The following is a 14,701-nucleotide window of genomic DNA, read 5'->3' as shown; positions in this document are numbered from 1 at the left end:
CGCGCCGACACATCACGCGATCAACGCGACACGGGCGCCGCGTCGCGCGAGGTCGCCCGCACACCGAGCAGCATCGCGACCGCGCACGCGGCCAGCAATCCCGCGATCATCAGCATCGCCGCATCCATGCTGCCGGTGCGCGTGCGGATCAGCCCGACGATCCACGGCGTGATCATCCCGCTCGATACGCCGATGCTGCTGATCAGCGCGATCCCGCCCGCCGCGCCGGCGCCCGAGAAATACGCGGACGGCACGGCCCAGAACACCGGGTGCGCGGCGAAGATCAGCATCGCCGCGATCGACAGCAGCGCCATCATCGCGACGATGCTCGGCAAGTGCAGCGTCAGCAACGCGAGCGCCACCGCACCGCCGAATGCGCACGCGGCGAAGTGCCGGCGACGCTCGCGCTTGCGGTCGGAGCGCCGCGCGATCGCGATCAGGCCGGCCGCGCCGATCGCGTTCGGCACGATCGACAGCAGGCTGATGTGCACGACGTCGTGAATGCCGAATTCGCGAATCATCAGCGGCATCCAGAACAGCAGCATCAACAGCGCCGTCGTCAGCGAAAAATAGATGAATGCGAACAGCCAGGTGCGCGGCGCGGCGAGCACCTGCCGCAGCGACGACGCCGCATGTGCGGGCGCCTCCGCCCGGTCGGCGGCCAGGTCGGCCGCGAGCCGCTGGCGGTCGTCGTCGGACAGCCAGCGCGCCTGTTCGGGGCGGTCGCACAGCCAGAACCACGCGATCACGCCGAGCAGGATCGCAGGCGCGCCCTCGATCGCGAACATCCACTGCCAGCCGTGCAGCCCGAGCACGCCCGACATCGCGCGCATCAGCCAGCCCGACAGCAGCCCGCCGACCATCCCGGCCACCGCGACGCCCGCATAGAAGATCGACAGCACCGACGCGCGCCGGCGCGCCGGATACCAGTAGGTCAGGTAGAACACGACGCCCGGGAAGAAGCCGGCCTCGAACAGCCCGAGCAGGAAGCGCAGCACGTAGAAGTGCTTCGCGCTGTCGACGGTGATCATCGCGACCGACACCGCGCCCCACAGGACCATGATCCGCGCGAACGTGCGGCGCGCGCCGAAGCGGCGCAGCAGCGCGTTGCTCGGCACCTCGAACAGCACGTAGCCGACGAAGAACAGCACCGCGCCGAGGCTGTACATCGCATCGGTCAGGCCGAGATCCTGCCGCATCTGCAGCTGCGCGAAGCCGATGTTGCTGCGGTCGAGGATCGACACGATGTAGCAGATGAACAGGAACGGCACGATCCGCGCGCCGATACGGCGGTACAGCGCGTCGTGGTCCGACGCCGGCGCACGGGAACCGGACGCAACCGCCTGCGCGGCGTCCGCTTGAAGGGGGGCTGACATCGATCGTCTCCTCGATGGATGCGGATACGGTGCGGACAGGAAATGCAGCGCCGGTCGCCGCCGCCCGCCGGCAGCGCCCAGCCGCGATTCAGGCGCGGCGTGCGGGTTCGCCCTTCACGCCGAGCATCAGCGCGGCGCCGCTCAGCGCGAGCAGCGCGGCCAGCAGGTACACGGCGAGATCCATGCTGCCGGTGCGCGTGCGGATCAGCCCGATCACCCACGGGCTGACGATGCCGCTCGTGATCCCGATGCTGCTGATCAGCGCGATCCCGGCCGCGGCCGCGTTGCCCGACAGATAGCGGGTCGGCACGGCCCAGAAGATCGGCAGCGCGGCGAAGATCAGCGTCGCCGCGATCGACAGGCACGCGAGCATCGCCGCGAAGCTGTGCAGGTGCAGCGTCAGCGCCGCGAGTGCCAGGCCGCCGCCGATCGTGCAGCACGCGAAGTGCTTGCGGCGCTCGCCGGTGCGGTCGGAATGGCGGGCGATCAGGATCAGCCCGACCGCGCCGACCGCGTTCGGCACGACCGTGTAGAGGCTCACCGACACGACGTCGGTCACGCCGAAATCGCGGATCATCAGCGGCATCCAGAAGTTGAGCGTCAGCGATGCGCAGGTCAGCGAGAAGTAGATGAACGCGAACAGGTAGACGCGCGGGTTCGCGAGCGCGGCGACCAGGCTGCGTTTGTCGTGCGCACTGTGCGCGCCATGCGCACCGCCATCGCTGCACAGCGCGGCGACGCGCGCCTTTTCGTCGGACGTGAGCCACGCTGCGTCCTGCGGCCGGTCGACCAGGTACGTGAACGCGAAGCATGCGAGCACGATCGCCGGCGCGCCTTCGATCGCGAACATCCATTGCCAGCCGTGCAGCCCGAGCACGCCGCTCATGTCGCGCATGATCCAGCCCGACATCAGGCCGCCGAGCACCCCCGCCACCGCGACACCCGCGAAGAACACCGAGATCGCCGCCGCGCGGCGGTTCGCCGGGAACCAGTAGGTCAGGTACAGCACGATGCCGGGAAAGAAGCCGGCCTCGAACACGCCGAGCAGGAAGCGCAGCACGTAGAAATGCGACGGCTGCGACACGAACATCATCGCGGTCGACGCGATGCCCCACAGCAGCATGATCCGCGTGAACGTGCGGCGCGCGCCGAAGCGCGCGAGCAGCAGGTTGCTCGGCACCTCGCAGAACACGTAGCCGACGTAGAACACCGCGGCGCCGAGGCCGTACATCGCATCGCTGAAGCCGAGGTCGTGCTTCATCTGCAGTTGCGCGAAGCCGATGTTGATGCGGTCGAGGAACGACACGACGTAGCAGAGGAACAGGAACGGCACGATCCGCCACGCGATCTTGCGGAACAGCAGCGCGTCGCCGGCAACCGGTGCCGACGCGGATTCGTGGACGGAAGACGACGCGGCACTCGCGTGCGCGATCGTCGCTTCGGCGGGAAGCGATTGGGGCATGTCTCTCTCCAAACGGGCCGCGCGATTCGGGCGCGCGGCAGTCTCCGCGGGCGTACATGCGCCCGGCTTTCTTGTGAGAACGGAAGTCGGCTCCCTGAACCGCCGCGCGATGCGGCCGCCGCTCAGGCGCCGTCAGGAACGCGGCGCGGCGCCCGCCCGGACGCCCCGCCGCGGTGACCCGCTCAGTCCTGCAGCGCGTCCCACATTTCCTTGTCGCGCTGCGCGGTCCAGATGCGCGGATGCGTGATGCCGCTCGCCTCGTCGTACGCGCGCGACACGTCGAACGGCAGACAGTGCTCGTAGATGAACACGTGGCCGAACTTCGGATCCATCGCTTCGCGCGTGAGCGCCATCGACGCCTTCAGGTCGAGCTTGCGCTCGACGGCCTTGCGGCCCTGCGCGAGCAGCGTCGTCACGAAGTCCTTCGTGTAGTCGAGGCCCTTGTTCACTTCGGCCGGATTCAGCAGCGCGGGGCCGCGGCCCGGCACGAGCTTTTCCGCGCCGAGCGCGCGCAGCGCCTCGAGCGTGGCCGGCCACTGTTCGAGCTGCGCGTCGCCGCAATAGCAGGCCGCGTCGTACTCGACCAGGTCGCCCGAGAACAGCACCTTCTGCGACGGCAGCCAGACGATCGTGTCGCCCTTCGTGTGGCCCGAGCCGACGTGCATGATCTTCACCTCGAGCTTGCCGAGGAACAGCGTGATCTCGCGCTCGAACACGAGCGTCGGCCAGGTCAGGCCCGGCACCGTCTCGACGCCCGCGAACAGCCGCGGGAACCGCTCGATCTCCGACTTCATGTCGGCCTCGCCGCGCTCGACGATCATTTCGTAGGTGCCGCGGCTCGCGATCACGTGCTGCGCGCCTTCGTCGAAATACGCGGACGCGCCAAGCACGCGCACCGCGTGGTAATGCGACAGCACGACGTGCTTGATCGGCTTGTCGGTCACGCTGCGGATCTTCGCGATCAGGTCCTGCGCCATCGCGGGCGTCGCGGTCGTGTCGACGATCAGCACGCTGTCGTCGCCGATGATCACACCCGAGTTCGGGTCGCCTTCGGCGGTATAGGCGTACGCGTTCTCGGACAGCTGCGTCCAGGTGACTTTCTTCTCTTCCAGATCGGCTTGGGAGGCGAATGCTTTGGCCATGTTGCGTTCCGTGGCTGCGAGCCATGTGTTGAGGGGAATGAGCGGATCATCTTCCCGCGCCGATTATTTGTCAATGACAAATTAACTTGCTATTGTCTAATTCTGGTAAACCTGCGGGCTGGCGCGTCAAATGGCGTCGGATACCATGCGGGGTTTCGTCAACGGAAGAATCATCGCGTGCAGAACCACGAAGTCAGCGCAGACGACGCGCCGCCCAAGGCGCAGCGCGGGATCCAGAGCGTCGAGGTCGGCGGCCGGCTGCTCGACGCGCTCGCGCGCCGGCGCAAGCCGCTCGGGCTGTCGGAGCTGGCGGCCGCGGCCGACCTGTCGACCGCGCAGGCGCACACCTATCTCGTCAGCCTGACGCGGCTCGCGCTCGTGAAGCGCGACGCGCTCACCGGCAACTACGAGCCGGGGCCGCTGTCGCTGCGGCTCGGGCTGATGTCGATCGAGCGCCAGCCGGCCTATCGCGCGGCGCTGCCGCACGCGGCGCGGCTCGCGGAAGCGGTCGGCCTGAGCGTCGCGCTGTCGGTGCCGGGCGCGCTCGGGCCCACGATCGTGCGCATCGAGCACGGCGGCTATCCGCTGCACGTGAACCTGCACGTCGGATCCGTCATGTCGCTCGACACGACGGCGACCGGCCGGGTGTTCCGCGCGTTCGGCGACCCCGCCCAGCTCGACGCGATGGCGGCCAGCCAGGCCGGCGCCGGCGCCACGCTCGCCGGCGCGGAAGGCGACCAGCCCCCGTCCGACGCCCGCGCGTGGCAGGCCGAACTCGACGCGATCCGCGCGCGCGGGATCGAGCGCGGCGTGGATCGGCCGAGCCCCGGTGTCAGCGCGATGTGCGTGCCGGTGCTGGACGCGGACGGCCGCCTGCAACTCGCGTTGACGGTGATCGGTTCGAGCGGCTCGATCGATGTCGGCTGGGACGGCCCGATCGCGACGGCGCTGCGCGATGCGGCACGGCAAGCCACCGCGGCGCTCGACGCGGGACGCGACGCACCGCCGGTCGCGCCGGGCATGCCGCCGGCCACGCAGCGCATGCCGCCCGCGCTCGCCGACGACACGAAGGCGCAGCGCGGCATCAACGCGCTCGACAGCACGGGCGAGCTGCTGCTCGCGCTCGTCTCGGCGGGCCGTGCGCTGCCGTTGCGCGATCTCGCGGCAGCCGCCGGCATGCCGGCCGCGAAGGCGTTTCCGCATCTGGTGAGCCTGCAGAAGATCGGCCTGCTGAGCCGCGACGACGCGGGCTGCTTCGGCGGCGGGCCGCTCGCCCAGGCGCTCGGCCTGATCGCGATGCAGCGCGTGTCGCCGACGCGCGATGCGGAAGCCGAAATCGTCGCGCTGGCGGCCGCGACCGACCTGAGCGTGGCCGCGGCGACGCTCGGGCCGCTCGGGCCGACCGTGATCCGTCTCGAGGAATCGGCACGGCCGCAGCACGTGAGCCTTCAGGTCGGCACGGTGATGTCGCTCGTGAATACGGCGATCGGGCGGATTTTCGCGGCCGGCATGTCCGACGACGTGCTGGCCGGCCTGCTGGCCGACGAGCCGGTGCGCCTCGCAGGCCGCGCGACGCAGGTCGACGACGCGTTCCGCGCGCGGCTCGCGACGATCCGCGCGGACGAACTCGATTTCGCATTCGATGCGCCGGTGCCGGGCATCGGGACGATCGCCGCGCCCGTGTTCGATCACACCGGCAGCATCCGGCTCGTGATTGCGATCATCGGCTCGTCGCGCGGCTTCCCGCGCGGGCCGCACAGCGAACTCGCGCATACGCTGCTCGCCGCGGCGCGCCGCCTGTCGTGGCGCTTCGGGTGGATCGGCGGGTAATCGCCGCCCCGCTGCCGCGCCCGTTCTCGTCGCTCCGTTTTCCCTTTTCGCCCGTCAATGCGAGGCCGCGCTCGCCGCGGTCTCGTCACGCCTGCCCGCCACGCAGAAGGTGGCGCAGCTCATGTTGCGCGGCAGCAACATAAATTGTCAGTAATTCTCATATAACGAAATCGCATTTCACAAGACGGTGACGTTTCTTTATGATTAGGGTTATCCCTAACTCGCCACCTACATGGGGCTTCGTCATGCAAACGTCTAATGTCTCCGATCGTTCCACCCAATCCGCTGGCTGGCTCGCACGTGTCGGCGAGCTGCTTGCAGAAGCATGGGCACTGCACCTCGAGAACTGCGCAGTCATCGCTGAAGCGCACGCACGCCTGCCGCGCTGAGCGCAGCGACCGGCCGCCAGCCGGCCACGCGCCATCTCCATCCGTCTGATGCGCCTCGCCGGGACGCGCGCCGAAAGGCCGCCGGGTCCGGCATGGGGCGCCTGACGGAAGTCGCAAAAAGGGCGAATGCCGTCGATGGAATGGTGCTCACGCGCTGTGAGCACGGTCGCAGCGATGTCGATACGCGGATGCCGGTCCCGACGAACTTGTCGGCACGGTGTTGATCGCAGCTTCCCGGAATGTCCGGCCGCTGCGTAGCCGATGCATGCCCGCTGCGCGCCACGCGCCGGGCCTGGCCGTCACGGAAGATTCATCCGTTTTCCCGCCGCGCGGGCACGGCCTGCCGGTATCCGGCTCCGGGCCGCGCGCAACGGGCGCGACAGCCCGATTCCCACCCTTCTCCAGCACCGCCGCGAACCGCGTCGTCACGACGCCGCGCGGCGCGTCGCCCCCGTCTTCACACCTGAATCGACGGCACATCTTTCATGCACCGCAGCGCGAACATCGAGCGGCTGTGGCGAATGCTCGAAATCCTGTACAGCTTCTCGCGCAGGAAGCGTTCGTAGCCGGCCGTGCCGTCCACCGCGACCTTGATCCAGTAGTCGTATTCGCCCGATACGAGGTAGGCCTCGAGCACTTCGGGCAGTGCCGCGAGTTCGGCGCCGAAACGCGCGAGCGCATCGTCCTCGTGGCGATCGAGGGTGACTTCGAGGATCACGATGTCCGCGTAGCCGAGCATGCGCTGGTTGACCAGCGCGACGTAGCCGTCGATGTAACCGTCGAGTTCGAGCTGCCGCGTGCGGTTCCAGCAGGCGGTGGTCGACATGCCGATCTGTTCGGCCAGTTCGGCGTTCGACAGGCGCGCATTTTTTTGCAGTGCACCGAGGATCTTGCGGTCCTGGTTGTCGAGGGTTTTCGGCGTGCGTTCGCGGGTAGCCATGACAGGAAGAATCTTCTACTGAAAATCCGCATTCTATCTGAATAGGCTTCCGGTTTCGGGTGCGTTTTGCTGGAAAACAGGAAGCCTTTTAACCGGCCCGCTTGATACATTTTCTCCATGCCTGGTGTCCGGCACGCTCCCTGCGACAACCCCTTCGCACCGGGACGCCTGGCCGCAATCACGAGTTGCGGCGCAGGACACGCAGGCATGCAACGTCCCGCCCCCGCGCGCCTACCCGGTCGCACGGGCCGGCGCCTGATCCTCCGTTTCCGCACTCCCGTCATGTCGTTCAGGCTTTATCTGTCGTTCCTCGCTGCGTCCGCCGTCCTCATCTACGCCCCCGGCCCCGTCAACCTCCTCACGATGAACCAGGCATTGCGCGCCGGCTGGCGCCGTGCGCTGCCGTGCGTCTGGGGCGGCACGCTCGCCGTGCTGCTGCAGCTCGCGCTGACCGCGCTGTGCCTGAATTCGCTGGTTCACCTCGACGAGCACGCGCTGACCGTGCTGCGCTGGGCCGGCGCCGCCTACCTCGTATGGCTCGGCTGCAAGCAATGGGTCGGCCGGGCGCCGGTCACCGCGCCCGCCGCGTCGACGGACGCCGGCAACACGGCATCCGACCACACCGCCACCGGACGCGCGCTGTTCTGGCGCGGCGTCGCCACCTCCGGCCTGAACCCGAAGACGCTGCTGTTCTTTCCGTCGTTCTTTCCGCAGTTCATCGTCCCGGATCCCGACTGGAGCCTGAACGCGCAATTCCTGCTGCTCGCGGCGAGCTTCGCGCTGCTGTTCGCCGGCGGCGTCGCGTCGATGGCGCTGTTCTCGCACCGGCTGAGCCGTGCGCTGCAGCGGCCGGCGCGGATGCGCGCGATGAATCGCGTGACGGGCGGGCTGCTGGTCGGGATGGGCGCGATCATGGTCGGCTGGAATTGAGCGGCCGCCGGCGCGCGTGACGTCGCGCGCTGCGGCGCGCGCCACCCACGCCGGCCGACGCGCGGCCGGTACGACCAGTACAATCGCGCGATGTCCGAACTGCTCACTTACGGCGGCCTGTTCGCCGTGTCGATGGTCGCCGCGACCCTGTTGCCGCTCCAGTCCGAAGCCGTGCTTGCCGGCCTGCTGCTTGCCGGGCGCGAGCCCGTGTGGGCGCTGGTGCTGGTGGCGAGCGTCGGCAACGTCGCGGGCGCGGCGATCAACTGGGCGCTCGGCCGCGGCATCGAGCACTTCCGCGACCGCCGCTGGTTTCCGGTGAAACCGGCCGCGCTCGCGCGCGCCGAGGGCTGGTATCGGCGCTATGGCCGCTGGTCGCTGCTGCTGAGCTGGGCGCCGGTGATCGGCGACCCGCTGACGATGATCGCCGGCGTGCTGCGCGAGCCGCTGCCGACCTTCGTCGCGATCGTGACGATCGCGAAGGTCGGGCGGTATCTGGCGATCGCGTGGCTCGTCGTGCCTTGACGCCTTGACGCCTTGACGCCTTGACGCATTCACGCATCAAGGCGTCCGCCCGCACGACGCCCCGTCGCCGTTACTTCTTGTCTCCCGCCAGGTCGATCGCCTTGTCCGATCCGACCGCGTTGCGCAGCTGGAATTTCTGGATCTTGCCGGTCGACGTCTTCGGCAGCTCGCCGAAGCGCACGACCTTCGGCACCTTGAACCCCGCGAGCAACTGCCGGCAGTGGGCGACGATCTCCGCCTCGGTCGCGCTCGCGCCTTCGCGCAGCTCGACGAACGCGCACGGCACCTCGCCCCACTTCGGGTCGGGCATCGCGACCACCGCCGCGACCGCGACGGCCGGATGCCGGTACAGCGCATCCTCGACCTCGATGCTCGAGATGTTCTCGCCGCCCGAAATGATGATGTCCTTGCGGCGATCCTTGATGCGGATGTAGCCGTCCGGCGTCAGCACGCCGAGATCGCCCGTATGGAACCAGCCGCCGTGGAACGCTTCCTCCGTCGCGTGCGGGTTCTTCAGGTAGCCCTTCATGCAGATGTTGCCGCGGAACATGATCTCGCCGAGCGTCTCGCCGTCGGCCGGCACCGGCGTCATCGTGTCCGGATCGAGCACCGTCGCGCCCGCTTCCAGGTGATAGCGCACGCCCTGCCGCGCATTGAGCCGCGCGCGCTCGTCGTCGGGCAGCTCGTCCCAGTGCGCCTGCTTCGCGCATACGGTCGCCGGGCCATAGACCTCGGTCAATCCGTACACGTGCAGCAGGTCGAAGCCGATCTCCTTCATCTTCGCGATCACGGCCGGCGCGGGCGCGGCACCGGCGACCATCGCGTGCACCGTGTGATCGATGCCGGCGCGCAACTCGGCCGGCGCATTCGCGATCGCGCTCTGTACGATCGGCGCGCCGCAGTAATGCGTGATGCGCTCGCGGCGGATCAGGTCGAACACCGTCTTCGCGTCGAACCTGCGCAGGCACACGTTCACGCCCGCGCGCGCCGCGACGGCCCACGGGAAGCACCAGCCGTTGCAGTGGAACATCGGCAGCGTCCACAGATACACCGCGTGCTTCGGCATGTCCCATTCGAGGATGTTGCTGATCGCCGCGAGATACGCGCCGCGATGGTGATACACGACGCCCTTCGGGTCGCCCGTCGTGCCGGACGTGTAGTTCAGCGCGATCGCCTCCCACTCGTCGGCGGGCGGCGTCCATGCGTAGTCGGGATCGCCGCCCGCGACGAACGCTTCGTAGTCGGTCGCGCCCGCGAAGCGCGCGGGGTCGGCCGGCATCGCATCGGCAACGCTGACGATCTTCAGGCCCGGCACTTCGAGCGCCGCGCGATGCGCGAGCTCCGCGTATTCGGTGTCGACGATCAGCACCTTCGCCTCGCCGTGACGCAGCATGAACAGCACCGATGAAATGTCGAGCCGCGTGTTGATCGTGTTGAGCACGGCGCCGGCCATCGGCACGCCGAAGTGCGCCTCGACCATCGCCGGGATGTTCGGCAGCAGCGCGGCCACCGTCTCGCCGCGCGCGACGCCGGCCCGCGCGAGCGCGCTCGCGAGCTGCTTCGCCCGCGTGTAGGTCTCGCCCCACGTGCGCCGCACGTCGCCGTGCACGATCGCGAGGCGCGCGCCGTAGACTTCGGCCGCACGGACCAGAAAGTCGATCGGCGTGAGCGGCACGTAGTTGGCATCGCGGCGGCCGAGTCCGGCCTCGAACATCTGCGTCATGATCCTGTCTCCCGTTTTCTGTCGACCGGCGCGTGCGTCGGCCTCGTATCCGGCAAGTGTGCATGCACCCCGACCGGTCTTGATGTGGTTCAATTGCCGACAGCCTAACGGGCGCTATTGTGAGCCGTCTGTCATCGAAACGACAGAGTGCCTCATGAGCGCTGCGCGTTATCCCTATCCTCGCAAACCCGCATCCATGCACGACCACCCCGTTGCGCCGCCCGACGCGGCCGCCGCTGTCAGCCCGCCGGCCGACACGCCGCTCGAACCGGGCCCGTTGCCCGCCCTGTCCGTGCTGTTCGGCCAGTGCGCGTGGTTCCGCGCGCTGGCGCCGGAACACCAGGCGCTCGTGCTCGCGCAGTCGCGCGCCGAGCAGCACGAGGCCGGCGACGTGATCGCGCAGCGGCTCGCGCCGTCCGAATACTGGATCGGCGTGCATCGCGGGTTGCTGAAGCTCGCGATCTTCAACGCGTCGGGGCGCGGCTGCACGTTTTCCGGCGTGCCGTCGGGCGGCTGGTTCGGCGAAGGCAGCGTGATCAAGCGTGAGCTGCGCAAGTACGAAGTCGTCGCCGTCCAGCGCTCGATCGTGCTGTTCGTCCCGGTCGACACGTTCCATGCGCTGCTCGACACGAGCCTGCCGTTCACGCGCTTCGTGATCCACCAGTTGAACAACCGGATGGGCGAGTTCATCGCGTCGATCCAGAACAGCCGGCTGCTCGATGTCGACGCGCGCGTCGCACAGGCGCTCGCGCAGCTGTTCAACCCCGCGCTGTATCCGGACACCGGCCCGTCGCTCGCGATCTCGCAGGAGGAACTGGGAATGCTCGTCGGCGTGTCGCGGCAGCGGATCAACCAGGCGTTGCAGCAACTCGAGAAGCTCGGCGTGCTGCGGCTCGCGTACAACCACATCGAAGTCGTCGACCTGGCCGCGCTCGCGCGGGTCGGGATGGAACAGATCTGAGCGACGCCCGATGAACGGAAGCGTCGCTGCTGCGGCATGCGCGTGCGGTGCGGCGGCCTTTTTCGGGCATCGGCGTCCGCGCGCGTTTTCATCCGATCAATCGACCTGAAGTCGCCTCAGTCGCCGCGCGCCGAACCTGACAAATCCGCCAGTTTCGTGTCAGTGACTCGTTCAGCCCCGACGCCTATCATTCGGGTTCCCCTCACCGACGCCTGAGCACCGCCTGTCCCGCCGCCTCCATGTGGATCGTCAATCTCGCGCTCAGGCGCCCCTACACGTTCATCGTGATGGCCATCATGATCGTGCTGGCCACCCCGCTCGCGCTGATGCGCACGCCTGTCGACGTCCTGCCGGCGGTCAACATTCCCGTCATCAGCGTGATCTGGAATTACACCGGCTTCTCCGCGAAGGAGATGACCAACCGCATCACGGCCGTCCATGAACGGATCCTGACGACGACCGTCAACAACATCCAGCACATCGAGTCGACGTCGCTGCCGGGCATCGCGGTCGTGAAGGTGTTCCTGCAGCCCGGCGCGAACGTGCAGACCGCGATCGCGCAGACGGTCTCGTCCGCGCAGGCGATCGTGCGGCAGATGCCGCAGGGCGCGACGCCGCCGCTCGTGATCACCTATTCGGCGTCGAGCATCCCGGTGATCCAGCTCGGGCTGTCGAGCAAGACGCTTAGCGAACAGTCGCTCGCCGACATCGCGCTCAACTTCCTGCGGCCGCAACTGATCACGATCCCGGGCGCGCAGATCCCGTTTCCGTACGGCGGCCGCACGCGCGTGGTCGCGATCGACCTCGATCCGCAGGCGCTGCTCGCGAAGGGCCTCACGCCCGCCGACATCGTCAACGCGGTCAACACGCAGAACCTCGTACTGCCGACCGGCACCGCGAAGATGGGCCAGACCGAGTACCGGATCGACACGAACGCGTCGGCCGACACGGTCGCGGACATCAACGGCCTGCCGGTCCAGACCGTCAACGGCGCGACGACCTACCTGCGCGAGGTTGCGTCGGTGCGCGACGGCTTCGCGCCGCAAACCAACGTCGTGCGCCAGAACGGCCAGCGCGGCGTGCTGATGTCGATCCTGAAGACCGGCGACGCGTCGACGCTGAAGGTCGTGTCGGACCTGAAGGCACTGCTGCCGAAGGTGATCCCGACGCTGCCCGAAGGACTCACGATCACGCCGCTGTTCGACCAGTCGGTGTTCGTCAACGCCGCCGTGCAGGGCGTGATCCACGAGGCGCTGATCGCCGCCGTGCTGACCGCGATGATGATCCTGCTGTTCCTCGGCAACTGGCGCAGCACGCTGATCATCGCGATCTCGATTCCGCTGTCGATCTTCACGTCGCTGATCGCACTCTCCGCGCTCGGCGAGACGATCAACATCATGACGCTCGGCGGCCTCGCGCTCGCGGTCGGGATCCTGGTCGACGACGCGACCGTCACGATCGAGAACATCGAGCGGCACCTGCATCTCGGTACGAATCTGCACGACGCGATCCTCGAAGGCGCGGGCGAGATCGCGGTGCCCGCGTTCGTGTCGACGCTGTGCATCTGCATCGTGTTCGTGCCGATGTTCTTCCTGACGGGCGTCGCGCGCTTCCTGTTCGTGCCGCTCGCCGAAGCCGTGGTGTTCGCCATGCTCGCGTCCTACGTGCTGTCGCGCACGCTCGTGCCGACGCTGGCGATGCTGCTGTTCCGCCCGCAGCAGGCCACGAGCGGCCCCGATCATGCGACGTCGCGGTTCGCGCGCCTCCATCACGCGTTCAACGCCGCGTTCGAGCGGCTGCGCGCGTGGTACATCGTGCTGCTCAGCATGCTGCTGGTGCGCCGCCGCTTCTACGCGACGTGCTTCCTCGGCTTCTGCGTGCTGTCGACCGGCCTCGTGTTCGTGCTCGGCCGCGACTTCTTCCCGAACGCCGATTCCGGCAACCTGCGGCTGCACATGCGCGCGCCGACCGGCTACCGGATCGAGGAGACCGCGCGCCTTGCCGACCAGGTCGAGCGCGTGATCCGCGAAACCGTGCCGGCGGACGAACTCGGCGCGATCGTCGACAACCTCGGGCTGCCGGTGAGCGGCATCAACCTGTCGTACAGCAATGCCGGCACGATCGGCACGCTCGACGGCGAACTGATGATCGCGCTGAAGCCGGGCCACCGCGCGACCGCGCACTACGTGCAGACGCTGCGCACGCTGCTGCCGCAGCGCTTCCCGGGCGTCGAGTTCTTCTTCCAGCCGTCGGACATCATCACGCAGATCCTCAACTTCGGTCAGCCGGCCGCGATCGACGTGCAGGTGCTCGGCAACGATCTCGCGAGTAACATGGCTATCGCGAGCAGCCTGATGAAGAAGATCAGGCAAATCCCCGGCACCGTCGACGTGCACGTACTGCAGCGCAACGACGAACCAACCCTGGTGGCCGACATGGACCGTACGCGCATGCAGCAGCTCAGCCTCTCCGCGCAGAACGTCGCGCAGAACATGCTGATCTCGCTGTCCGGCAGTTCCCAGACGACCCCGTCGTTCTGGATCAATCCGCGCTCGGGCGTCCAGTACCCGCTGCAGATCCAGACCCCGCAATACAGCATCGCGTCGATCGACGACCTGCTCGGCACGCCGATTTCCGCGAGCGGGCGCACCGGCATGCCGCTGCAATTGCTCGGCAACCTCGTGCAGATCCATCCCGTCGCGAACCCGGCGGTGATCACGCACTACAACATCCGCCCGGCGATCGACCTGTACGTGAGCGTCGAGGGCCGCGACCTCGGCTCGGTCGCGGGCGCGATCGACCGCATCGTGTCCGACGCGCGCGCGACGCTGCCGCGCGGCACCGACCTGTCGGTGCGCGGCCAGGTCGAGACGATGCGCACGTCGTACCTCGGCCTCGGCGCGGGCGTCGCGATGGCGATCGTGCTCGTCTACCTGCTGATCGTCGTGAATTTCCAGTCGTGGCTCGATCCGCTGATCATCATCAGCGCGATGCCGGCCGCGCTCGCCGGCATCGCGTGGATGCTGTTCATCACCGGCACGCACCTGAGCGTGCCCGCGCTGACGGGCGCGATCATGACGGTGGGCGTCGCGACCGCCAACAGCATCCTGGTCGTGTCGTTCGCGCGCCAGCGCCTCGCGGCCGGCGCGCCGCCGCTCACGGCCGCACTGGAGGCCGGCGCGACGCGAATCCGCCCGGTGCTGATGACGGCGCTCGCGATGATCATCGGGATGGTGCCGATGGCGCTCGGTCTCGGCGAAGGCGCCGAGCAGAACGCGCCGCTCGGCCGCGCGGTGATCGGCGGCCTGCTGTTCGCCACCGTTTCGACGCTGCTGTTCGTGCCGCTCGTGTTCGGCGGCGTGCATGCGCGGCTGGCCCGTCGGCGCGCGCGCCCGGCCGGACACTGACTTTTTAGCCTATCGACCC

At 68.4% G+C, this 14,701-nt stretch carries 10 protein-coding genes; 5 read left to right on the top strand and 5 right to left on the bottom strand.

The window, feature by feature from the left end; translation table 11 throughout:
• Positions 1–20 precede the first annotated feature (20 nt).
• From DID99_RS01025 to DID99_RS01015, 3 genes are all read right to left on the bottom strand, one after another.
• Positions 21–1,376, bottom strand: coding sequence for an MFS transporter (locus DID99_RS01025; protein WP_124665865.1), 1,356 nt, complete (start codon positions 1,374–1,376; stop codon positions 21–23).
• Between the two features lie 88 nt (positions 1,377–1,464).
• Positions 1,465–2,838: an MFS transporter gene (locus DID99_RS01020; RefSeq protein ID WP_124665864.1), complete on the bottom strand. Its 1,374-nt coding sequence runs from the start codon at positions 2,836–2,838 to the stop codon at positions 1,465–1,467.
• Positions 2,839–3,020: 182 nt separating this feature from the next.
• Positions 3,021–3,980, bottom strand: coding sequence for an MBL fold metallo-hydrolase (locus tag DID99_RS01015; RefSeq protein ID WP_044843030.1), 960 nt, complete (start codon positions 3,978–3,980; stop codon positions 3,021–3,023).
• Positions 3,981–4,157: 177 nt separating this feature from the next.
• Between DID99_RS01015 and DID99_RS01010 the strand changes: the two genes are divergently transcribed.
• Positions 4,158–5,810, top strand: coding sequence for an IclR family transcriptional regulator (locus tag DID99_RS01010; RefSeq protein ID WP_124519516.1), 1,653 nt, complete (start codon positions 4,158–4,160; stop codon positions 5,808–5,810).
• Between the two features lie 846 nt (positions 5,811–6,656).
• Here the strand turns inward: DID99_RS01010 and DID99_RS01000 are convergent.
• A complete protein-coding gene (locus tag DID99_RS01000; protein ID WP_006755380.1) occupies positions 6,657–7,139 on the bottom strand; it encodes an Lrp/AsnC family transcriptional regulator in 483 nt (160 codons plus the stop codon).
• A 282-nt stretch (positions 7,140–7,421) separates the two neighbouring features.
• On the opposite strand from DID99_RS01000, the gene DID99_RS00995 reads away from it, so the two are divergent.
• Positions 7,422–8,069 (top strand): LysE family translocator, encoded by a 648-nt coding sequence (locus DID99_RS00995; protein ID WP_124665863.1) that lies wholly within the window; start codon positions 7,422–7,424, stop codon positions 8,067–8,069.
• Positions 8,070–8,159: 90 nt separating this feature from the next.
• A complete protein-coding gene (locus tag DID99_RS00990; protein ID WP_124665862.1) occupies positions 8,160–8,591 on the top strand; it encodes a YqaA family protein in 432 nt (143 codons plus the stop codon).
• Positions 8,592–8,661: 70 nt separating this feature from the next.
• Here DID99_RS00990 and DID99_RS00985 read toward each other — a convergent pair whose 3' ends face one another.
• The gene (locus tag DID99_RS00985; protein ID WP_124665861.1) at positions 8,662–10,314 is read right to left on the bottom strand and encodes an acyl-CoA synthetase; all 1,653 of its coding nucleotides are present in this window, start codon (positions 10,312–10,314) and stop codon (positions 8,662–8,664) included.
• A gap of 196 nt (positions 10,315–10,510) precedes the next feature.
• Here DID99_RS00985 and DID99_RS00980 point away from each other — a divergent pair, with 196 nt between their 5' ends.
• The gene (locus DID99_RS00980; protein ID WP_124665860.1) at positions 10,511–11,275 is read left to right on the top strand and encodes a Crp/Fnr family transcriptional regulator; all 765 of its coding nucleotides are present in this window, start codon (positions 10,511–10,513) and stop codon (positions 11,273–11,275) included.
• A gap of 239 nt (positions 11,276–11,514) precedes the next feature.
• Positions 11,515–14,682, top strand: a complete 3,168-nt coding sequence (locus DID99_RS00975) for an efflux RND transporter permease subunit (RefSeq protein WP_124665859.1) — start codon at positions 11,515–11,517, stop codon at positions 14,680–14,682.
• Positions 14,683–14,701: the final 19 nt, after the last annotated feature.

The sequence above is a fragment of the Burkholderia sp. Bp8986 genome, assembly GCF_003854225.1.
Classification (GTDB): Bacteria; Pseudomonadota; Gammaproteobacteria; order Burkholderiales; family Burkholderiaceae; genus Burkholderia.
The sequence above is the reverse complement of the archived record's forward strand: the minus strand, read 5'-3'. Positions and strand labels throughout refer to the sequence as shown.

Bases quoted from the DNA above. Each gene is read 5' to 3' on its own strand.
- DID99_RS00985 (WP_124665861.1), bottom strand. From the start codon at position 10,314: ATGACGCAGATGTTCGAGGCCGGACTCGGCCGCCGCGATGCCAACTAC.
- DID99_RS00990 (WP_124665862.1), top strand. From the start codon at position 8,160: ATGTCCGAACTGCTCACTTACGGCGGCCTGTTCGCCGTGTCGATGGTC.
- DID99_RS01025 (WP_124665865.1), bottom strand. From the start codon at position 1,376: ATGTCAGCCCCCCTTCAAGCGGACGCCGCGCAGGCGGTTGCGTCCGGT.
- DID99_RS00975 (WP_124665859.1), top strand. From the start codon at position 11,515: ATGTGGATCGTCAATCTCGCGCTCAGGCGCCCCTACACGTTCATCGTG.
- DID99_RS00995 (WP_124665863.1), top strand. From the start codon at position 7,422: ATGTCGTTCAGGCTTTATCTGTCGTTCCTCGCTGCGTCCGCCGTCCTC.
- DID99_RS01000 (WP_006755380.1), bottom strand. From the start codon at position 7,139: ATGGCTACCCGCGAACGCACGCCGAAAACCCTCGACAACCAGGACCGC.
- DID99_RS01015 (WP_044843030.1), bottom strand. From the start codon at position 3,980: ATGGCCAAAGCATTCGCCTCCCAAGCCGATCTGGAAGAGAAGAAAGTC.
- DID99_RS00980 (WP_124665860.1), top strand. From the start codon at position 10,511: ATGCACGACCACCCCGTTGCGCCGCCCGACGCGGCCGCCGCTGTCAGC.
- DID99_RS01020 (WP_124665864.1), bottom strand. From the start codon at position 2,838: ATGCCCCAATCGCTTCCCGCCGAAGCGACGATCGCGCACGCGAGTGCC.